Origin of the sequence: Longimicrobium sp. (assembly GCF_048594345.1) — a bacterium.
Taxonomy (GTDB): Bacteria; Gemmatimonadota; Gemmatimonadetes; order Longimicrobiales; family Longimicrobiaceae; genus Longimicrobium.
In genome coordinates this window covers 1-19,636 of record NZ_JBMDXM010000063.1, presented here as the reverse complement: position 1 = coordinate 19,636, position 19,636 = coordinate 1, and the positions used below count along the sequence as shown (strand labels likewise).

Below are 19,636 nucleotides of genomic sequence, written 5' to 3'. Positions count from 1 at the left end.
GCTTGCCCAAGCCGCACGGGGAACCGGCCACTCGGCCGCGCACCTTGGCCGGTCTGCCGCCCTGGAAAGTTCGCGTTCCGACCGTGCTCCTGCTCAGCGTCGGATGGAATATCGGCAGCGCCCCGCCCCTTTCGCGGGTCGCCGCCGGACCCTCGCCGTGGCCGCCGCTCAGAGGTGCAGCGACGCCGCGAACGCCTTCATCTCAGGCTTGCGCCGGAACTCGCCGCCGTTGACCACCTGGGAGATCATCTCGCGCATCTTGCCCTCGTGCGTGCGGGCCAGTTGCTCCACCAAAGTGCGGATGGGTGCCGCCAGCTCGGGGATGGCAAGCGCCTCCCGCACCCATTCCAGCAGGTGCGCCTGCAACCGTTCGCGAAAGTGCCGGCGCACCAGCGTCTCCGCGGCCCACGGCCACGTTACGCTGTCGTACAGGTCACCCAGAAAGCGGACGGCCTGGCGCACGTCCTCATCGCCATTGGCCAGCGCCCGGACAAACTGGCCGCAGGAGACGGGGGGCAGCCCCTCACCGCGGGGGAACTCCGTGCGCTCATCGCGCAACTGGTTGGCGATGCCGCTCTCGTGCATGAACATCAGCGCCACCAGCACCCCGGTGCTGGCCCCGCCCCTGGCGATCCACTCGCGCAGCTCCCGCAGAACGGGCGCGACGCCGTGCGTTCCGCACAGCGAGACAAGGGCGAACTGCACGCCCAGGAAAACGCCTCCGCGCCCCGCGTAGATTCGGTCCACCAGATCGCGCAGCACCTCCCTGGCCGCGCGCACCACGTCGTCGTCGCCGTCGCCGGCCGCGCGCTCGATGTCGCGCTGAATGCGCGCGGCCAGACGCGACATGCGCGCGGCGTCCTCGATCATGGGCACCAGCTGCGCGCGGACGATGCCGTACAGCTCGCGCATGGCCAGCGCGAAATCGTAGTAGCCCACCCACGAGTACGCGGCGATCGCGGACTCCAGCCGGGCGTTTCCGCGCGCGCCCGTGCCGCTTGCGTGCATGGAGCGCAGGTACTGCAGGCAGCGGGCGCGGTAGCGGGCGTCGCCGCTTCCCAGCACGCCTTCGAGCATCGCGCCAATCAGGCCGCGGTGCCGCCCGTTCGCCAGCGTGGCCCAGCGCTCCATCATGGGCACCACCACGCGCTCGTAGTCGATCTCGCCGATGCGGCCGATGATCTGAGCGGCCAGCACGCTCATGCTGGGACCGTCCTGGTCCGGCCGCTCGGCCAGTTCGCGCAGCCGAGGGATGATGGCGGTGAGCACCCGGCGGTGGCGGTCCAGAAGAATGCCCCAGAACGCCTGGGGCGGACGTCCGTCGCAGAACTGGACCCTGTCGGCCAGGGTGGCGGGATCCTTCCGCACGCGGGCGCGGCTGCGGGTAAGCAGCGAGTCGTCGGACAGCTGCAGCCTCACCTCGCTGGGCTCGGCGACCTCGTCCGGGGCCGTGCCGCCGGCAATCTGCAGGTCGCGGCGCAGCCACCGGCGCAGGTGGCGGTACAGCCGGTCAAAGTCCACCCACGCCACGCCCCCCGCCTCAGGCGTGCACTGCGCCAGCGCCAGCGCAAAACCGAACGACCACCCCTCGAAGTCGTCGTCCAGGTCGTGCAGCAGGCGCTTGTCAGCGTCCTGGAACAGCGCCAGTGCCTCGTCCAGCCCCAGGGCAGGCTGACCCAGGTCTACGTAGAAGTCCACGAAGTCCGCCAGCTGCGGGGCAAAATCGAAGCGCCCCACCAGCCCCTCGCTCAGCCCGCGAAGCGCCTGCAGCGATTCCGCGGCCGCGGGGGCGCGCTCCCCCAGCGCGTCGAGGTGTCCGTGAAGCCGCGCCGCCCGCACCTGCGGGGTGTGGGGCGGCAGCGGACGCCGCACGCCGTGCAGCGCCCGCACGTCGCGAAACTGCTCGGTTTCGGTGGGGGTGGCGGTGAACACCAGGTACGCGTTGCGCTCGCGGAGCCAGTCGGCCAGCTGCGACCACCCCGGAGAGTCGGTCCTGGCGAACGCCTCCGTCATGTCGGGGTTTCCGCGCGACAGGGCGTGTCGAAAAATGACCACACGGTCTTTTAGCTGGTCGTGCTTCAGGGGCAGGCGGCGCACGTCCACGCGCACGTGCCTGTCCACCGCGTCAATCACCATCGGCCGCTGCGAGCACAGCCCGCGCTGGCGAAGCTGAAGGGCAAGGTGCGTGGCCGCCGTCACCTTGCGGGCGCCGGGCTCGGCGGTGAGCAGCAGCACGCGCTGCTCCTCCAGGTGCCGCACCAGGGTGGCGGCCTCGCCCTCCATCCCGGCGAAGTACTCCACCGCCCACCGCTCCTCCGTCTCGGTGACCACGCGCCCGTCGGAGAAGGAAAACTGCCGCACCAGCGTGCGGCGCTGCGCCTCCATGATGTGGTAGACGTCGCCGTTGAAGATGGAGTTCTCGACGCTGACGTCGCCGGCCGCCTCGATCCCCGACAGGGTATTCCCTTGCGTCGCCGTGGAGCCGTCGGAACCGGCCGTTGGCGTCGATGGCGTCGATGGCGTCGATGGCGTCGGCGGCGTGGCGGTGGCGACGGATGCATCGGCGGCATCCGCGAGCGAATCGAAAGACATGAGTGTGTACCGTGTCTACGTGTGGAGGCTGGAAAGCCGGGGATCAGGGGTACAGCCGATCGCGCAGGAGCTGCGGGTCGGCGAGGCTCTGCAGCGCCTCCAGCCGGTCCACGGGCAGGTGCGTGGCCGTATCGATCTCCGCGCGCGCCCGGATGGCGTAGTCCGCCTGCTCGTTGGACACGTGCGTGGAGTCGTCGGCGACCACGGTGGCCACCAGGTGCAGAAGGATGCCGCGCACGCGCCTGCGCCGGCCCTCGGTGTCGAGCTGCTGGGTGAGCGTGACCAGGTCCGAAAGCACGGCGGGCAGGCCGCCGCCCCCGGCGGTGATCGCCCCCTGCGGTTGGGCGTGGCCGTTGCCCAGCATCCCCGTTCCGTTGTGGGCGCCGGAACCCCAAAGACCGGCGCCGCCCTGCACGCCGCCCAGCGCAACCTGCACGTCACGCAGCTCGCTCACGCTCCCGGCTCCGGTGATCAGCCGGCCCAGCGTTTCCGTGGTGGCGTTGACGACGGTGTCCTGCAGCTTGCGGTGCGCCGCGTAGCCGCGGTCGGCCTCGTCGCGCTCCGCGTTTTCCCGAGAAAGGCTGCTTCTCTCGTTCTGCAGGTCACGGGCGACCCGCATGCGCTCGCGCGCCACCCGTCCCTTCTCGCGCGCCGCGTGGATCTCGCGGTCCGGATCGGTGGCGTCGGCCGAGAATGTGGGCCGCAGACGCAGCGAGGTAATGGAGATGCCGTACTCGCGCGAGAAGTTGCGGATCTCGGTCATGGTGGCGGACACTACGGCGTCGCTGGACGCCCGGAACGCGTGCCACACGTCCGTCCAGGGAAGCTCGGCCACCTCTTCGGTGATCACCTCCGCCACCTTGCGCCGCACCCGCTCCAGCGGGTCGCTGCTGCGGGTGGCCACCAGCAGCTGCGGATCGGACACGCGGTACCACAGGCTGAACTGCAGGTCGAAGCCGTGTGCCCGCTCCGCCATCTCCACGTGCTCCGTAAAGATGAGCGAGCGGCCCTTGGTGGCATCGACCGCATAGGCGAAGTAGACGTTGGGCTTGCCCATCAGGTACGAGATCAGGCCCTGCCGGGGACGGTCTGCGCCAGGCTCCAGCAGGGAGTGGAACTTCTCCCCCGATTCGCCCACGCGCTCCAGCACCACCACCGTGTGCCCCTCCAGCGGCTCCGCCTTGTGCTCGCGAATCAGCTTCTCGTCCAGTGTAAGGTTGCTCATCGAAATCTCCGGTTGACGCGTTCCTGGCGGTTGGGTCCGCCGCGGGTCCGCCGCCGCGCGTAACGCGAACGGCGGATGATGGCGATGGGACGTGCGGCTACCTGGTCAGGCGGTTCCCGATCTTCAGCGGGCCCTGGAATTTCGATCGGCTCACGTGGTTCTCCTGTGAGATGGGAGCCCCACCCCCGCCTTCCGCTTCGTTGACGATGTCCGCGGCGACGGCGGCTTCGATGTCCTCGACCCGGGTTACCTGCCGGTCGGGATCGGCGGAGCTTCGCGGTTCCTCCGGCGCGGCCGTTCCCTCCAGCGGGCGCGCGTCGGCGCCCGCGCGCACGAGCAGGTGCGGGATGGCCCGGCGCTCGCCGAAGCGGCCGCGGGTGGCGCTGCGTGCGTGCTCGAACGCGACGGGGACAGCGCGGCCGAATGCGAGCGCGGCGTAGAAAGCGCCGGAAAAGTGGATGGCGGCGTCGTCGTCCATCACCGCCTCCATGGCCACCACGTAGTCCACCACCTCGCCCAGCACCTGCGCCACGGGAAGCGTATCGCAGGCGTTCAGCACGACCACGCGCAGCTGTGAATGGGCGGTGAAGAGCGCCGCCAGCTCATCCGCGGGGACCCGCTCTTCGTCGTCCATGATGATGCCGTACCCCCCGTCCCCATGGCCGGCAAAGTGGACAATCTGCGGATCGTGCCGAAGGAGTGCGGTGCCCAGGTCGTCCGCGCGCACGGCCAGCTCCGTGGCGATCTCCAGCTCGTTCACGCCGCGCCCCGCCCGGATGGCTTCGAGCGCGCCGCGGATCTCGCGGTCGAGGCGCAGTCCCGCCACGCCTTCGCCTGGGTCGGCGGCCATCAGCAGCACCTTGATCGTACCGGACATGAATGATCTCGATTCGAGGGGTTTCGTCTCCGAAGTGGGCACCGCGCCCGGTGCCCACGTGAGCGCTACGGCACCTTAGTCGGATCAGGGACCCCGTTTTCGCACCGCGCATCCGACCGACCCCGCGCGGCACGGGGCGGAGAGCGATCCGGCGGGATCGCGCACAGGGGACACGGAGATACGGCTGTCCCGGCGCGGTGGCGTCGGGACAGCCGTTTCTGCCGGCCTGGACGGAGGACCGAAGGGGACGCGGAGAAAACCGGGAGGCGCGTCCGACGATTGGGGGGACGGAAGCGGCGGAGCAGGACGCGGCACCGGCGGGAGCCGGGCGACCGTGGATAGCGACGGCGCCGCAGGGGCCGGCGGGCCCCGCACCCCACCCGCGACGGAGCCATGCCGGGGCCCACCCATTACGACACGCTGCAGGTGAGCCGGCAAGCGACCGGCGCCGAGATCCGCAAGGCGTATCGCACGCTGGCGCGGCGGTACCACCCCGACGTGCGGCCGGGGGCCGAGGCGGAGCTCCGCGCGGTGATCGAGGCCTACGCCATCCTGTCCAGCCCGGACCGCCGCGGCCGGTACGACCGGGAGCTCGCCTGCGGCGCGGCTCCCTCATCCACCCCACACCCCACAGCAGGAGGAGACATGCCGGAACGAGCGCGTACCATGGATGTGGGCGTCGTGCAGGCGCCGCAGACCTTCAGCCAGCTGGGCATCCTGGTGCTGGACGGCAGCGGCAGCATGGGCGAGATGTCGGAGGGAAAGATCACCAAGGCGCAGGCCGTGAACGGCGGCGTGCGCGAGATGCTCACCCGGTTCAGCGTCTCGCGCCACAAGCGCAACTTCTCGTTCGCCGTGGTCACGTTCGACGGGCGAGCCAGCGTCCACACGCCCCTCACGCCCGCCGCGGAGATCGACGACAACGCGGATTACGACCCCATGCGCATGCACGGCGGCGGGACCAACATCGGCGCCGGCCTTCGCGAGGCGAAGCGCATCGCCGAAGAGTTCCTGCACACCGCGCCCGAAGACATCCCCTCCAGCGTGGTCATCGTCGTCATGTCCGACGGGGAGGACGGCGACCCCTCCGGTAGCCTGCGACTGGCCGAGGAGATCAAGAAGAACCCGTCGATCACCATCTGCGCCACCTACTTCAGCCAGGTGGGCGCGGTGGAGCCGGGGGCGCAGGAGCACCTCAAGGCGCTGGCCACCTCCCCCGCCACCGGCTTCAAGACCATCTACGACGCGGAAACCCTCCGCAAGTTCTTCATCGCTTCGGTCTCGACCGGAACCAACCTCGTGATCCAATGAGCGCGTCCGGAGAAACGCTGGTCTGCGCCGTGACGGTGACGCCCAGGGATGACCCGGAGCACAACGAGGACGCGTGCGAGGCCGTGCGGGTGCCGCACGCCGGGGTGCGCGGCGTGGTGGTGGCCGACGGACTGGGAAGCTACACGCAGGCCGGCCGCGCCGCGCGCGAGGTGGCGCGCGAGGCCGCGGCGTGGCTGGAAACCGAGACGGAGCACTTTGGGCGCGGCACGCTGCCCCGGCTGTTCATCCACGTGCACACGGAGCTGCGAAAGCGCCTGCGCGAAGAGGCCGACGGGGGCGAGCCGGAACCGGGGGCGTTCGGCACCACGCTGCTGGTGGGGGTGGATGCCGGCGCGGAGCTGGTGGCGGCGTACGCCGGCAACGGCGCCGTCTGGCACATCCGCGGCAACTTCGACGAGTCCCTTGCCGCCGGGGTGCCATGGAGCGCGGTGAACCTGCTCAACCCGCACACCGTGCTGCGCGGCGGGCGAGAGATCCTGTACCGCATCGTCGACGCGGCCGACCCGTCCCCGCCGGTACCCGCCGTGGTCTCCGTGCGCAAAGACCCGGAGTTCGGCGACATCCTGCTGCTCTGCACCGACGGCGTCTACTCCGCCGACCAGGTCACCCACGGCACCGACGCCGGCGGCACTGTGTGGATCAGCGCCGAAGCGCCAATGGTGGCGCTGTTCAACGCCTTGCGCGAGCTGTTCGATGCGTGGGACGGCGAGGCCGGGCTGCCGCTGCACGACGCGCTGCAGGCATGCCTGGGTCGCCTGCGCGCCGCGGGGATGCTGGAGGACGACGCCACCGTAGGCGTGATCGTAACCGCGGACGCGCTGCGCTACCGACGCGCGGCGCGGGCGGCACGCACCGCCCTCACCGCCGCCCCGCAAGCAACGGAGACGGCCGCGGCCTCGAGCGCGGAGCCTGACGACGGCTCCACCGCGCGGGCAGGGGAGACGGTCGGGGATGTCAGCGCGGAGCCCGCCGCGAATCCGGTGACCGATGAGCCTGTGGCCGCGGGCCAACCCTACGCCCGGGAGAACGCGGAATGCTCCGCATCGACGTCGCCGGCAGCCTGAGTTCGGGGTTCGCGCCGGCGTACGGGGGCGTGCGGACGCTGGAGCTGCAGGGTCCGGTGTTCGACAGCGGCGCCTTTGGTGACGTGTACGACTTGGTGGCGGTCAACGGCGCGCCACCGCCCTCGCCGCAGATTGTCAAGGTATTTCGGGACAATGGCTTCGACAGCGCGCGGCGCGGCTTTGAGACCATCGAGAAGCTGCAGCGCAAGATCCTGGACGGGAACCGGGACCGGGCGGCGTCGGGAAAGCCCCTCATCCAGACCCTTCCCGCCCTGCGCGCGCTACCGCAGTTCAGCTTTCAGGGGCAGATGGGGAGCAAGGCGGTATACGGCTACTCCGCGGACCGGCTGGACACCGCGGGATACCTTCCGCTGTCGAAGGTGCTGGACCCCGACGAGGACCCGGAGCCGCGGCGCCGGTACGTGGCGGAGCTCTCGATCGAAGACCGGCTGCTGCTGGCGCACGAGCTGGCGGACGGAATGCAGGCGCTGCGCAGCCTGTCGTACATCCACGCCGACATCAACCCGCCCAACCTTTTCGTCAACATCGACGAGTGCCACACGGCGCTCATCGACTTCGATAGCGGCGCGGTGACGGCCGATCCCAACGAGACGCCCACCACCTTCGGCAAGAAGACGGACGGCGAGTGGGTGGCGCCGGAGATCATGGACCAGATCCTGGGCCATCGCGCCGGCCCCGTCGAGGTGCGGGTGGACCGCTACACCGACGACTGGGCGCTCACGGTAGGGATCCACTACCTGCTCTTTCTCTGCGGGCCGTTCTTCGTCCTGCAGCGGTCCAGCAGCAAGCACATCCGCGAGTACGTGACCGGCGTGGGCTGGCCGGCGTATGCCCCCCGGGACCCGCTGTTCACGCCCGGGCTGGAGAACAACCACGACGCGTACCTGGCCATGCTGGGGGAGCTTCCTGCCGGGGTGCGCAAGCGGATGTCGGACGCGCTGAACCGCGGCGCGGTGCAGCCCGGGCGGCGCGCCCTGCCCTACCAGTGGATCGTGGAACTGGGGGGTGCGCAGGAGCCACTGGAGATCATCCTCTTCCACGTGGAGCCGGAGGCAACGCTGGAAGGGAGCGCCGTCCGCCTCACCTGGCGTGTGACGGGATCGCGCTGGGTCACCATCGACACCGGGGTGGGCGAGGTGGGCGAGACGGGGACGTGCGAGGTCGTCCCGCCGCGGAACACCTCCTGGACGCTCACCGCCACGGCGCGCGGGGGCTCGGAACTCTCGGAGACGGCTTCGGTGCGGGTGTTCCCCCCGCCGCTGATGCGGACGCTGACGGTCCCCGCGCCGGAGCTGTCGCACACGGTGGTGCTGCGGGACGTGCACGTGGCGGCGCCCGCGATCGCGCTCCCCCGCCCCGTTGTCCGCCTGGGCGCACCGGACATCCGCATCCCGCTGGGGCTGAACCTGTCCGTCCACGTGGCGGCGCAGCCCACGCCCGCGCTCCTGACGCCGACCCTCGCCACGGCGCAGGCACCGGCGGGCGCCACCGCCGGGTGGGGGTGGATGGGACGGGTGCCGAAAATCGGTGACGTGTTCGACCGCCTTTGCGAGCGCGTGAAGGCGGAGCTCAACTCGAGGTTCGGAGCAAAGCCATGAAGCGCTTTCTACTCTTCTGCTCGGGCGCCAACACCACGGGCCTCAGGGCGTACCCCGCCGACGAGTCCAGCTACGCCGGCATCGGGGCCACCGTCCTGCTCACGGCGGTCCTGGCCAGCCTGTCCGGCGGCTACGCGCTCTTCACCGTGTTCGGCTCGATCCCGGTGGCGACCGTGCTCGGCGTGCTGTGGGGCCTGGTGATCTTCAACCTGGACCGCGTGATCGTCTCGGGAATGCACACGCAGAAGCACCCGTTGATCAACCTGCTGTACGCGCTCCCACGGCTGGGGATCGCCGTTCTGATCGCCGTGGTCATCTCGCGCCCGCTGGAACTCAAGCTGTTCGAGGCCGAAATCCACAACGAGTCGATGCGGATGCAGATCGACGGCCGCAGCGCCGCCATGGCACGCATCCAGGCCGGCCACGGCGACCGCCTGGCCCAGCTCCACGCCGAGAACGACCGCCTGAAGATGGAGGTCGATGCCGAACGCAACGAGCACCGCGCGGCGGAGGAAGCCTGGATCCGCGAAAAAACCGGGACGGGCGGCACGGGGATCCCCGGCGCCGGACCGGTATTCCGGGAACGGGAAAAGGCCCTGCAGGAAGCAACGCGCCAGATGACGGAGATGGAGGCGCGCAACGACTCGCTGCTTGCGCTCAACGATGCGGAGATCAAGCGCCTGGAGGGCGAGCAGCAGGAACTCATTGCCCGGGCGGACGAGGTGCGCCAGGGTTCGCCCGGTTTGCTGGCCAGGATGGAAGCCTTCGGCGCGCTCAAGAGGAAGAGCAGGACCATTCACCAGGCCAGCCTGACCATCCTCCTTCTGTTCATCTCGCTGGAAACCGCACCGGTGGTCGTGAAGCTGCTCTCCACCCACGCGGCGGCGCAGCCCACGCCCGGTCTGCCGCCGGGGCCGCCCCGCTTCGCGCCGCACCCGCCCGCCGGCCATGGGTGAAGCGTATGTCGGGATCGGCGTTTTCGACCGCCTTTACGAGCGCGTAAAGGCGGAGCTCAACACGAGGTTCGGAGCCAAGCCATGAAGCGCTTTCTACTTTTCTGCTCGGGCGCCAACACCACAATCCTCAAGGCGTGCCCTACCGACGAGTCCAAGTACGCCGGCATCGGGGCCACCATCCTGCTCACCGCGGTCCTGGCCAGCCTTTCCGGCGGCTACGCGCTCTTCACCGTGTTCCGGTCCATCCCGGTGGCGGCCGCGTTCGGGGTGCTGTGGGGCGTGATGATCTTCAACCTGGACCGCGTGATCGTCTCGGGGATGCGAAAGCAGAAGCATCCCTTGATCGACCTGGGCTACGCGCTTCCGCGGCTGGGGATCGCCTTTCTGCTCGCCGTGGTCATCTCGCGCCCGCTGGAGCTCAAGCTCTTCGAGGCCGAGATCCGCAACCAGTGGGCGCAGATGCAGATCGACGAGCGCAACGCCGCCATGAAGCGCATCGAGGGTGGCCACGGCGGCCGCCTTGCCCAGCTTCGCGCCGAAAACGTGCGGCTCAAGACGGAGGTCGATGCCGAACGAAAGGAGCACCGGGCGGCGGAGGAAGCCTGGATCCGCGAGAAGGCGGGGACGGGCGACACCGGGATCCCCGGCCCTGGGCCGGTGTTCCGGGAACGGGAAAAGGCCCTGGAGGAAGCGACGCGCCAGATGACGGAGATGGAGGCGCGTAACGACTCCGTGCTCGCGCGCAACAACGCGGAGATCAAGCGCCTGGAGGACGAGCAGAACGGCTTGATCGCGCGAACGGACAGCGTGCGCGAAGGCGCGCTGGGCTTCCTGAACAGGATGGAAGCCTTTGGCGTGCTCAAGAAGAACAGCAAGACCATCGAACGGGCCAGCCTGTTCATCACCATGCTCTTCGTTGCGCTGGAGATTGCGCCGGTGATGGTGAAGCTGCTTTCCACCCTTAGCCCGTTCCGGCCGTACGACGAACTGCTGGAAAAGCGCGAGTTCGAGATCGTGGAGGCAGCGCGGCAGCAGGTGCGCGTCCGAAAACAGAAGCTCAAGGCCCTTGCCGACCGGCGTATCTCCGACGATGAGCTCGCCATGGACGCCGAGCTTCGCCTTAGCACGGAGAAGAACCAGCTGCGCCTGGACGCCGAACTCCGCGCCAACGAGGCGCTGATCCAGCACATCGCCGACGCGCAGACGGAACTCGCCGAGCGGCTGGTGGACGAGTGGAAGCGCCGGGAGATGGAGAAGATCGAGGACGGCGTGGAGGCGTACGTGCAGCGGGTGCCGTAGCGGAGGCCGGCGCGGCCGGACAGTGGAAGGCAGCTGCGAAGAACGGGAAGCTTGTGTTCCCGCAAGGGAAAAGCGACCTTCTTCACGCTGTCTTTCCGCGCCTCCGCGTTCAGTCCCGTCCGCAGATCCATCATGCCGCGACCGTTTCCACCCCTCCCGTATCCCGGATCCACCGGACGCGCTACCCCCCGGCCGCAACCCCGCTTCCAAATCCCGCGCACCGCCACGGTGCCCGGATGAAGCGCCTGGCGTTTCTTCTGCTCACCGCGACGCTGCTTGCCGCGGTGGGCATGGGGCCGTCGCTGGGGCGCGCGGCCGACGCGCACCCGCTGCACGAGCTTACGGGATCCCGCCCGGAGCGCACCTTTGCGCCGCGGCTCTCCATCACCACCCCGTACCACGCCTGTACTCCGCTGCCGGCCAGGCCCGAGGGCGCCATCCCGCGGCACACGTGCGCACCGCCCGGTGACGCGCCCGCGGGGCTCGACGAGCTGATCGCGGCGGAAAGCTCGAACCCCGACTCGCTGCGGGCATCGGCGCTGGCGGCGATCATCTGGTGGGACGAGGCGGATCCCTCGCTGGACGACGCGATCGAACGGCTCACCCGCGCGCTCCACCTGTCCCCGCGATGGTCCCCGCGTTACGTGTCGCTGCTGGTGGACCTTTCCGCCGCGTACCTGGTGCGAGCCCAGCGCACGCAAACCGCGCAGAACCTGATCGCGGGGCTGGAGTATGCGCTGCAGGCGCAGAAGCAGGAGCCAGACAATGCCGCGGCGCTGTTCAACGCCGCGCTGGCGCTGGAGTACCTGGCGCTGGACGATCCCGCCCTTCGATTCTGGGATGCATACCTGGCCGCCGACCCCGCCACCGGCTGGGCCGACGAGGCCCGGAGCCACAGGGACGCGCTGCTGAAGCGCCAGGCCCCGGCGCGCGCGCGCGGGCTGCGCGGCGCCGAGGCGGAGGTGCAGGCGTTTGCGGACCGCCATCCGCAGGAGGCGCGGCTGCTGGGATGGGACCACGTTCTGGGCGCCTGGGGCGCCGCCATGCTGCGCGGCGACTCGGCGGACGCCACCTCTCAGCTGCAGCTGGCGGAGCGCCTGGGCCAGGCGCTGGAGCGGCGCAATGGCGACGCCACGCTCGCCGACGCCGTGCGCGCCATCCACGCCGCGGCCGCCGACCTGGCAGCCACCCGCACACTGGCGCGCGCGCACCGGGCGTACGCAGCCGGCCAGGCGCTGTACGCGGACTACCAGCATGCGGCGGCGGCGGATTCGTTCACCGCGGTCATCGATGCAGGGCCACCTTCCGCCGCGCTCGTGCAATGGGCCCAGGCGTTTCATGGCGGCACGCAGGTCTACCTGAACGAGCTCCAGGCTGCAAACAGCACCTTCAACCGGGTGCTCTCCACCGCGGACTCTCTCCGGCACCCGGCGCTCGCCGCGCGGGTCCGCTGGATGCGGAGCACGCTTCGGTTCTGGGACGGAAAACTCCCGGAGGCACGGGCCGGGTACGAAGCCGCGGGGCGCAGCTTTTCGCGCCTGGGCGAGCGAGAATTCTACGGTACGATGGTGTATCTGGCCGGCGAGGTGGCCTACGAGCAGAGCGATACCTTCGCCGCGTATGGAAGCATGCGTCGTGCGCAACTCGTCCTTCGCCCCTACCGCGGCTCGGTGTGGCTGCACAACCTGCTGCTGGTGCTGGCGCGCTCCGCGCTCAAGGACGGCATGCCAATGGCGGCCGCCCTTATCCAGGACGAGAGCGTCGCGGTAGCCGCCCGTTCGGGCCGTGCGCACATCCGCGTGGAGTCGCTGATGGCGCGTGCACGACTACGCGCAACTTCGGGCTACACGGATCTCGCCCTGCAGGACGTGAACGCCGCGGCTCCGCTCGTAGAACGATTGCGGGGCGAAACCGCGCGCAAGAGGTTCGGGGAAGTCTTCCATGTCTCCCGGGCGCTGGCCGAGCCGGCGAACGCAACCCTCGCTTCTACGGATGCGCTGGACTCCGCGATCGAGTATTTCACGGACAACAACGTCGTCTGGCTGCTCCCCGCCCTCATGCGCCGCGCGGACATGCGCCTTGCCCGGGGCGATCTGCCCCAGGCCGCCGCAGACCTGGACGCAGCCACCTTGCGCATCCGCGAGCTCCCCGGCACCGCCGAGTTGCGCGCCGCGGCCATCGAGCAGGCGCGCAGCCGGTTCGATCAGCTGGTGATGCTGCACGTCCGCGCGGGGAGCAACGCGGAAGCGCTGCAGGCGCTGGAGCAGGGGCGCATTTCGTTCGTTCCCGCCTCGGACGCGCGCCGCCGGGAGGTGGGGACGCGGTCCCGGGCGCCGCTGCGGCAGGTGGCGGTGGAGTATGCGCTCATCGGGGACACCGTCCTCACCTGGACCGTGCGCGACACCGCCGTGCACCTGCACCGCCAGGTGGTCGACCGGACCGCGCTCCTGCAGTTGATCCATCGCGTGGGGGCCGCGCTGGAGACCCCCGCGCGCGCCGCCCATGCCGACGCGGACCTGGCGTACCTGTACGACGTGCTGATCCGCCCGGTGCGGGGACGCCTGAGCCGGGGAACGCCGCTGGTGATCCTGGCCGACGGAGAGATCGCCAGCGTGCCGTTCGCCGCGCTGCTGGACGCGCCCAATGGACGGTACCTGCTGGACGATCACACGCTGCGCTTTGCTCCCACCCTGGCTGATGCGCGCCGCCCCCGGCCGGCGTACGCGCCCGGACGGCTGGCGCTGCTGGTGGCGGGCACCGCGTTCGATCGCATCGCCTACCCCAGGCTGGACTCCCTGGAGGGCGCGCTGGCGGAGACGGACTCGCTGGAGCGGATCTATCCGCACAGCCGGCGTCTGACGGGCCCCGACGCCACCCGCGAGGCGCTTGCCGCGCTGGCCCCGGGCGCCGGCGTCATCCACTACGCGGGGCACGCCGTGTTCGACGACACCCGCCCCGAGCGCTCGTTCCTGCTGCTGGCCGGCGCCGACACCTCCGGCCGCTTCACGGCGGAGGCGGTGAGCCGGCTGAGGCTGGGCGGAGTGCGGCTGGTGGTGCTCTCCGCGTGTGGGACGCTGCGCTCGCGCCAGGGGCGGTCGGGCGCGTTCGCGGGATTGTCAGGCGCGCTGATGGCGGCCGGCGCGGGAGGGGTGGTGGGGAGCCTGTGGCAGGTGGACGACCGTCTCGCGCAGCCGCTGATGCTGGCGTTCCACCGCGAGTACCAGGAGTCTGGAGACTCGGACGAGGCGCTGCGTCGCGCGCAGCTCGAACTGCGAAACTCCACCGATCCCCACGAGAGCTCCCCCGCCGCGTGGGCCGGGTTCCGGTACGCGGGACGCTGACGGCGCAACGGGCCGGGACGCGGCGGAAACAAAGAGCGGACGCGGAGACCAGGGGGTTTCCGCGTCCGCTCTTCGTTCCGCGCCCTCCGCGTGCCGCGCATCGCCACCCGTAGAGCAGCGGGATCATCGCGGGCGGAAAGCTCGCTTCAACTCGCCGCCTCGTACAGCAGCGTGTCGAAGGCGGCGCGCAGCGCGTCCCAGTCCCGTGTGCCCTGCGCCTCCAGGATCCCGCGGATGCGCGCCACCGCCGCCGCCGCCGCGGGCTTGTCCGCGGTAAGCTTCTCCGCGGACTCCAGGAACGTCCGCACCTCCTCGGCGCGGAAGAAGGCGTCGTCGCGGGCATGCGCGGCCAGGCTCCCCGCCTCGGCCCAGGCACCCAGCCGCAGGTAGTCGCGCTCCATGCGGCCGGAAATCCGCTGCGTCCCCTGCTGCAGCAGTGGACGCAGCGAGTCGGCCGGGGCACCCGCGCGTTCGCCGATCTGCCGGAACGAGCCGGCCGCCCCCGCGCGGGCGTCGAAGCGGCTGTGCACCTGTCCCGCCAGCAGTTGCGTGTCCTCCGCGTCGCGGGCCCCCACCGCCACCGACAGCCGCACCAGCAGCGCCCCCGCCTGCACCGCGCGGGCGGCGCGCTCCCCCGTCACGGCGGCCGCGGGCGTCTCGTCGCCACGCGTGGGACGCCCCAGGGCGCGCCCCGCCCAGCCCTCCGGCAACCCCGTGGCAGGCCCCAGCCGGTCGGCCAGCTGGACGGGTCCGCCCGCCGCGGGTGCCCGGTCCCGGGTGAGCGCCGGCACCAGCACCACGCCGGCGAGCACCGCCGCCAGCGCCACGCCTGTCCACGCCGCCGCACGCCGCCGTGCCCGCACGGGCTCCCCGGGGCGCAGGGGGATTACCCCCTTCTCCGGGTCCGCCTCCGGGGAAACCCGCTCCGTCTCATCCTCCGGCGCTTCATCCGCACCGGCCTCCGCTTCTTCCAGCTCGCGCAGGATCGACGCGGTGTCGGTGAAGACGTAGTAGTCGTCGTCGGACGCGGCCAGGTGCGCCAGCAGCTCTTCGCGCTCGCGCCCGTCCACCCGCCCGTCGAGGAGCGCGGACAGCCGCTCGTCGTCGTTCTTCGGCTCCTTCACCGGCAACCTCCCGCCGTGGGCGCACCGTATTTCGATTGGACGGACACGCGCCGCGAAGATCCCCGTGCGGTCATGGCGCCCCCTGCTCCCAGAGCACGCCGCGCACGTCCGCGCCACGCACTCCGTCGTTCTCCAGGTACCCTCGCAGCCGCGTGCGCAGCCGCTCCACCCGCCGGTACAGGGGTTTCTGCTCCAGGCGCAGGGCCCGGGCCACATCGGCCAGGGTGTGCCCGTCGGCAAAGTGCATCCGGACGATCACCTGCTCTTCGGGCTCCAGCTGCTCCATGGCGCGGCCCAGCGCGCCCATCACCTCGCCGTGCCGCGTCGCCGCCTCGGCGGCGGCCACGCGCTCGTCCGCGCGGGAATTGGCCTCGGCCGCGGAGAGCAGTGGCTCCGACACCACCTCTACCGGTCGCAGCGGCGCGCGCTGGGGAAGGCTGGCCAGCAGCCGGGCCAGCTCCGCGTCGGAAAGGGCGGTCGCTCCCGCCGTGCGCAGCTTTTCGCCCGCCTGCTCCAGCCGGTAGCCGTCGCGGTACACCAGCGCCTCCAGCTCGCGCGCCGGCGAGCCCAGCCGCTCCGCCACCGACGATGGACGCCATCGCCCCCGCCGCCCCCGCTGGTACTCGTGGAACTGCCGCACCACGATGCTGGCCAGGTAGGTCTTGATCTCGGACTCTCCGCGGAACTTGCGCAGCGCCCCGTAGTCGTCCTCCATCAGCCTGAGTTTGATCCACGCCGCAAAATCCTCGGCTTCGGCGTCCCACACGCCCGCCTTGCTGCAGGCAATCGCGGCGACCTTTTCGATCCAGCCGAGGTGCTTGAGGAACAGGGCCTCGGAGTTCTGCCGGTCAAGCATCCGGAAGCGCGGACGGAGGGTCGCACCAAGAAGTCTGGAACTGCACCCAAGGTATCCGCTCCGGGCACGCGTATCAACATGGGAGGCGCGAAAATGCGCCGCGCCGGCCTCCAGGCGCATGTGAGCGTCCGGCGGCGGCAAGTGAAAAGCAGGGGGCTCGTCCGTCAGATGGTCCGCAGCCGGCCGGCCGCGGACCTGCCCTGCCGCCGGGGCGGGATGGAACCACCACCTTTCACGCACGAGTCGCCCATGGCCTTCACTCTCCGCATCACCTTCTCGGGGCTGTGCCTGTTCGTCCCCGAGCCCGCCACCCCCGGCGGCACCACCGGCCGCATGCACGTGCTGATGCCCGGGATGTTCGGGCACCACCACCACGGCGCCGACCGCCACGTCCCCGTGCTGGCCTACGACACCGGGCACCTGGTGCAGGGCGCCGCCGCCATGGGCGTCTCGGCGCTGGCGAAGCTGACCGGGCACGAGCTCGTCATCGCCGACGGCGACGGGGCCAACCTGCACCTGTGCGACCACATCGTGGATCTGCGCGGCGTCACCGGGCGCGGCGTGGACCCCGACCACCTGGGCCCCGACACCAAACGCAAGCTGGTGTCGCGCGTCACCCTGGGCGCGGGGGAGATCACCGGGGTTTCACCGGGCGTGTGCTGGGAATGGCGGCCGGGCGAGTTCCGGCCCATCGCCCACCGGGTGCAGTGGGACATTCCCGACGTGCAGGGCGACTCGCTCATCCTCGAAACCGCGCCCATCGGCGGCGGGGGCGCGTCGCGGGCGCTGGGAACGCTGTTTCCGGTGGACGGACGGGTGAACCTGGAGGTGTTTCACGAGACCCCCCAGGATCTTCCCCCCGACCCCATGCCCATGGATCACCAGCCGGCGCCCATGCCAGGAGATCACCCCAAGCACTTCTCCGCCTTCTACGGCGTGTTCGGCGGGCCCGTGCCCATGGTTCTGCCGCGCTACTGGGGCACGCTTGCCGACTGCCCGCCGCTGGCGGACCCCTGCGCCATCCTCCCCCCGCAGATGGGCGGCACGCCGCTCACCTGCCTGGTCGCCGGCGTGGGACCCGGCTGACCCCGCGCCCCACCCCCTCATCGCGCCGCCGCCCCCCGCGGCGGCGCACGGCCCCCTACAGGAGAGAGCCATGCCCCGAGCCCTGTCCATCCACATCGGCGTGAACGAACCGCAGACCCGGTACCCGGGCCAGCCGTTGCGCCACAGTGAGGCGACCGCCTGGCGGATGGCGGACCTGGCCAGCCGGGCCGGCTACAACTCGCTCCGCGTGCTGCGCGGCGCCGAAGCCACCCGCCAGGCGGTGGACGACGCCCTGGCGGGCGCCGCGCAAACGGCGGCGGCCGGAGACATCGTCTTCATCTCCTTCTCGGGCCACGGCTCGCGTGAGAATGACCTGGACCGGGACGACCGGACCGGCTTCGATGAGGCGTGGTGCCTGTACGATGACATCCTGCTGGATGACAAGCTCGCCGGCTTCTGGAGGCTGTTCGCCTCCGGGGTGCGCATTCTGGTGGTGGTCGAAAGCTGCTTCAGCGGCGGGACGGGGCGCACCGGAGATCTCTACACGGCTCGACCCGGGTGCGAACCGGCACCCGCGAACGGACTGGCGCCCGCACCACCCTCCGTCATGCGCGGGGCGCGCTTCCCCACGCGCGGCCGAACTCGGGGCCCCGTGCGCGGGGAAGCGCAGGATGGAGGGTGGGCGGAGTCGTGCATCGCGACACCGCCGCACGACGCGGACGGAATCCAGGCTAGCGTGCTGATGCTCTGCGCATCGTGCAAGGAGCAACCCGCGATCGACGGCCTGTACTCCGAACAGCTGCTGGCAGTGTGGAAGGGCGGCGCCTTCCGGGACACCTTCTGCGACCTGCACGGGGAAGTCCACGCGCGCGTCATGTGCCGCGCCCGCCAGACCCCGCAGATCCTGATGCTGGGGGTGCCGGATCCCGCCTTTCCCCTGGAGCCCGCATTCCACCTGGACCGGCGCCAAACGCGGCACTTCCGCGGCGCGCGGACGCCCTGACCCGGCGCGCCCGTAACCGGGCGCCCCGGTCCGGCACTCCGGTCCCGCCGCGGCGCAGGTGCGGCGGAGGACCCTTCACGAACCGAAACGCCTTATGCGCGAAACGATCAAGGTGCTGCTCCTTGCCGCGGATCCCGCCCACGCAGACGCGGCGGCACGGCTGGAGAAGGTGGTGCGGACGATCGAGCACGGCGTACGGACGGGACCGGCGCCCGACACGCTGGAACTGGTGCCGCACCTGGCCACGTGCGCGGCAGACCTGCGGGACGCGCTGCTGCGGCATCAGCCGCGGATTGTGCACATCGCCGGCCCCGGCGACGCGCACGACGCCCTCTACCTGGCGGATGAGCACGGACATCCGCGGGCGGTGGAAACGGATGGGATGGGCAGTCTGTTGGGCGCCCTCAGGGGTTCCGCACGGGTGGTGGTGCTGAACGGCTGCGGCACCATGCGGATCGTCGAGGCACTCAGCGAGGGGATAGACTACACGGTCGACATGCGCTGCGCCGCCGGCGAGGAGTCGGCCGCCGTGTTTGCACAGGCCTTCTACAGCGCGCTGGGGATGGGATGCACCGTGCTCACCGCGTTCGAGTTCGGGGTCGTACGGCTGGAATTGGAGGGGACTCCCCAGGCCGCTCTGCCGGTGCGGCGCATCCGCCGCGGCGTGAATCTCGATGAAACCCTTGTCTCCCGGCCTGCCCCCCGGGGACGAGGGTGCGGCGGGCCGCGCCGGTGAATCGGACGTGCCTCCGGGCTAACGGGCAATCAAGATGAGCCCACGGCTCGACCGACGAGCCCCGAAGCGCGTGAGCACCTTCGGGCCTGGCGCCGATGCGCACACTCGATGACCAACAGACGGCGCCGTCGAAAACGATCAGCATGCCTCAAACGCGCCCTACGACCGTCTTCTTGCCGCTCATCCGAACCAGCCCCTCAACGTTCACCGCCAAAGCTCCGCAAACACAACAAGCCCCCGAGCGCGTGAGCACTCAGGGGCTTGAAGTCAGGGCAGTGGGCCTGGGCCGATTCGAACGGCCGACCTCACGCTTATCAGGCGTGCGCTCTAACCAACTGAGCTACAGGCCCTTCAACCAGTGTGTCGGAGATGTCTGTGTGGTTCGACCTGTGAGGACTTTCTTCTCCGAAGAGTCTACTCGTCGCTCCAGAAAGGAGGTGATCCAGCCGCAGGTTCCCCTACGGCTACCTTGTTACGACTTCGCCCCAGTCACCGAGCTCGCCTTCGGCCGCTCCGTCCCTTGCGGGTTCGGTCACGGACTTCGGGCACTCCCGGCTCCCATGGC

14 protein-coding genes, 1 tRNA gene and 1 rRNA gene are annotated in these 19,636 nt (G+C 70.6%); 9 read left to right on the top strand and 7 right to left on the bottom strand.

Features of this window, described 5'->3' with window-relative positions:
* Positions 1-168: 168 nt before the first annotated feature.
* The 3 genes from ACOJUJ_RS07365 to ACOJUJ_RS07355 form a co-directional block, all read right to left on the bottom strand.
* Positions 169-2,592, bottom strand: coding sequence for a hypothetical protein (locus tag ACOJUJ_RS07365; RefSeq protein WP_420126211.1), 2,424 nt, complete (start codon positions 2,590-2,592; stop codon positions 169-171).
* 43 nt (positions 2,593-2,635) lie between these two features.
* Complete coding sequence (locus tag ACOJUJ_RS07360; protein WP_420126210.1) at positions 2,636-3,817, bottom strand: hypothetical protein; 1,182 nt, start codon at positions 3,815-3,817, stop codon at positions 2,636-2,638.
* 97 nt (positions 3,818-3,914) lie between these two features.
* The gene (locus ACOJUJ_RS07355) at positions 3,915-4,694 is read right to left on the bottom strand and encodes a CHAT domain-containing protein (protein ID WP_420126209.1); all 780 of its coding nucleotides are present in this window, start codon (positions 4,692-4,694) and stop codon (positions 3,915-3,917) included.
* Between the two features lie 393 nt (positions 4,695-5,087).
* Between ACOJUJ_RS07355 and ACOJUJ_RS07350 the strand changes: the two genes are divergently transcribed.
* From ACOJUJ_RS07350 to ACOJUJ_RS07325, 6 genes are all read left to right on the top strand, one after another.
* A complete protein-coding gene (locus tag ACOJUJ_RS07350; RefSeq protein WP_420126208.1) occupies positions 5,088-6,005 on the top strand; it encodes a DnaJ domain-containing protein in 918 nt (305 codons plus the stop codon).
* Positions 6,002-7,090: a protein phosphatase 2C domain-containing protein gene (locus tag ACOJUJ_RS07345; RefSeq protein WP_420126207.1), complete on the top strand. Its 1,089-nt coding sequence runs from the start codon at positions 6,002-6,004 to the stop codon at positions 7,088-7,090. Before ACOJUJ_RS07350 ends, ACOJUJ_RS07345 begins: the two co-directional genes overlap by 4 nt.
* Positions 7,060-8,709: a phosphotransferase gene (locus ACOJUJ_RS07340; protein WP_420126206.1), complete on the top strand. Its 1,650-nt coding sequence runs from the start codon at positions 7,060-7,062 to the stop codon at positions 8,707-8,709. Before ACOJUJ_RS07345 ends, ACOJUJ_RS07340 begins: the two co-directional genes overlap by 31 nt.
* A complete protein-coding gene (locus ACOJUJ_RS07335) occupies positions 8,706-9,665 on the top strand; it encodes a DUF4407 domain-containing protein (RefSeq protein ID WP_420126205.1) in 960 nt (319 codons plus the stop codon). The genes ACOJUJ_RS07340 and ACOJUJ_RS07335 overlap by 4 nt, the downstream gene beginning before the upstream one ends.
* 81 nt (positions 9,666-9,746) lie before the next feature.
* Entirely contained in the window at positions 9,747-10,964 is a 1,218-nt protein-coding gene (locus ACOJUJ_RS07330; protein ID WP_420126204.1) for a DUF4407 domain-containing protein, read from the top strand.
* Positions 10,965-11,200: 236 nt separating this feature from the next.
* Positions 11,201-14,305, top strand: coding sequence for a CHAT domain-containing protein (locus ACOJUJ_RS07325; RefSeq protein WP_420126203.1), 3,105 nt, complete (start codon positions 11,201-11,203; stop codon positions 14,303-14,305).
* Between the two features lie 146 nt (positions 14,306-14,451).
* Here the strand turns inward: ACOJUJ_RS07325 and ACOJUJ_RS07320 are convergent, their stop codons facing one another.
* Positions 14,452-15,429: a zf-HC2 domain-containing protein gene (locus ACOJUJ_RS07320; protein WP_420126202.1), complete on the bottom strand. Its 978-nt coding sequence runs from the start codon at positions 15,427-15,429 to the stop codon at positions 14,452-14,454.
* Between the two features lie 70 nt (positions 15,430-15,499).
* Positions 15,500-16,285, bottom strand: a complete 786-nt coding sequence (locus ACOJUJ_RS07315) for a sigma-70 family RNA polymerase sigma factor (RefSeq protein ID WP_420126201.1) — start codon at positions 16,283-16,285, stop codon at positions 15,500-15,502.
* Between the two features lie 249 nt (positions 16,286-16,534).
* Here ACOJUJ_RS07315 and ACOJUJ_RS07310 point away from each other — a divergent pair, with 249 nt between their 5' ends.
* From ACOJUJ_RS07310 to ACOJUJ_RS07300, 3 genes are all read left to right on the top strand, one after another.
* Positions 16,535-17,371 carry a hypothetical protein gene (locus tag ACOJUJ_RS07310; protein ID WP_420126200.1) on the top strand — a complete coding sequence of 279 codons (837 nt, stop codon included), beginning with the start codon at positions 16,535-16,537 and terminating at the stop codon, positions 17,369-17,371.
* Between the two features lie 70 nt (positions 17,372-17,441).
* Positions 17,442-18,335: a caspase family protein gene (locus ACOJUJ_RS07305; RefSeq protein ID WP_420126199.1), complete on the top strand. Its 894-nt coding sequence runs from the start codon at positions 17,442-17,444 to the stop codon at positions 18,333-18,335.
* A 94-nt stretch (positions 18,336-18,429) separates the two neighbouring features.
* Positions 18,430-19,071 carry a hypothetical protein gene (locus ACOJUJ_RS07300; RefSeq protein ID WP_420126198.1) on the top strand — a complete coding sequence of 214 codons (642 nt, stop codon included), beginning with the start codon at positions 18,430-18,432 and terminating at the stop codon, positions 19,069-19,071.
* 276 nt (positions 19,072-19,347) lie between these two features.
* On the opposite strand, the gene ACOJUJ_RS07295 is transcribed toward ACOJUJ_RS07300, so the two are convergent.
* Together ACOJUJ_RS07295 and ACOJUJ_RS07290 are read right to left on the bottom strand one after the other, a co-directional pair.
* Positions 19,348-19,421: transfer RNA gene (locus ACOJUJ_RS07295), tRNA-Ile, on the bottom strand.
* Between the two features lie 80 nt (positions 19,422-19,501).
* Positions 19,502-19,636 (bottom strand): 16S ribosomal RNA (locus ACOJUJ_RS07290); the annotation flags it as partial.

Bases quoted from the DNA above. Each gene is read 5' to 3' on its own strand.
- ACOJUJ_RS07355 (WP_420126209.1), bottom strand. From the start codon at position 4,694: ATGTCCGGTACGATCAAGGTGCTGCTGATGGCCGCCGACCCAGGCGAA.
- ACOJUJ_RS07345 (WP_420126207.1), top strand. From the start codon at position 6,002: ATGAGCGCGTCCGGAGAAACGCTGGTCTGCGCCGTGACGGTGACGCCC.
- ACOJUJ_RS07305 (WP_420126199.1), top strand. From the start codon at position 17,442: ATGCCCCGAGCCCTGTCCATCCACATCGGCGTGAACGAACCGCAGACC.
- ACOJUJ_RS07340 (WP_420126206.1), top strand. From the start codon at position 7,060: ATGCTCCGCATCGACGTCGCCGGCAGCCTGAGTTCGGGGTTCGCGCCG.
- ACOJUJ_RS07335 (WP_420126205.1), top strand. From the start codon at position 8,706: ATGAAGCGCTTTCTACTCTTCTGCTCGGGCGCCAACACCACGGGCCTC.
- ACOJUJ_RS07315 (WP_420126201.1), bottom strand. From the start codon at position 16,285: ATGCTTGACCGGCAGAACTCCGAGGCCCTGTTCCTCAAGCACCTCGGC.
- ACOJUJ_RS07325 (WP_420126203.1), top strand. From the start codon at position 11,201: ATGAAGCGCCTGGCGTTTCTTCTGCTCACCGCGACGCTGCTTGCCGCG.
- ACOJUJ_RS07360 (WP_420126210.1), bottom strand. From the start codon at position 3,817: ATGAGCAACCTTACACTGGACGAGAAGCTGATTCGCGAGCACAAGGCG.
- ACOJUJ_RS07330 (WP_420126204.1), top strand. From the start codon at position 9,747: ATGAAGCGCTTTCTACTTTTCTGCTCGGGCGCCAACACCACAATCCTC.
- ACOJUJ_RS07365 (WP_420126211.1), bottom strand. From the start codon at position 2,592: ATGTCTTTCGATTCGCTCGCGGATGCCGCCGATGCATCCGTCGCCACC.
- ACOJUJ_RS07350 (WP_420126208.1), top strand. From the start codon at position 5,088: ATGCCGGGGCCCACCCATTACGACACGCTGCAGGTGAGCCGGCAAGCG.
- ACOJUJ_RS07300 (WP_420126198.1), top strand. From the start codon at position 18,430: ATGCGCGAAACGATCAAGGTGCTGCTCCTTGCCGCGGATCCCGCCCAC.
- ACOJUJ_RS07310 (WP_420126200.1), top strand. From the start codon at position 16,535: ATGGCCTTCACTCTCCGCATCACCTTCTCGGGGCTGTGCCTGTTCGTC.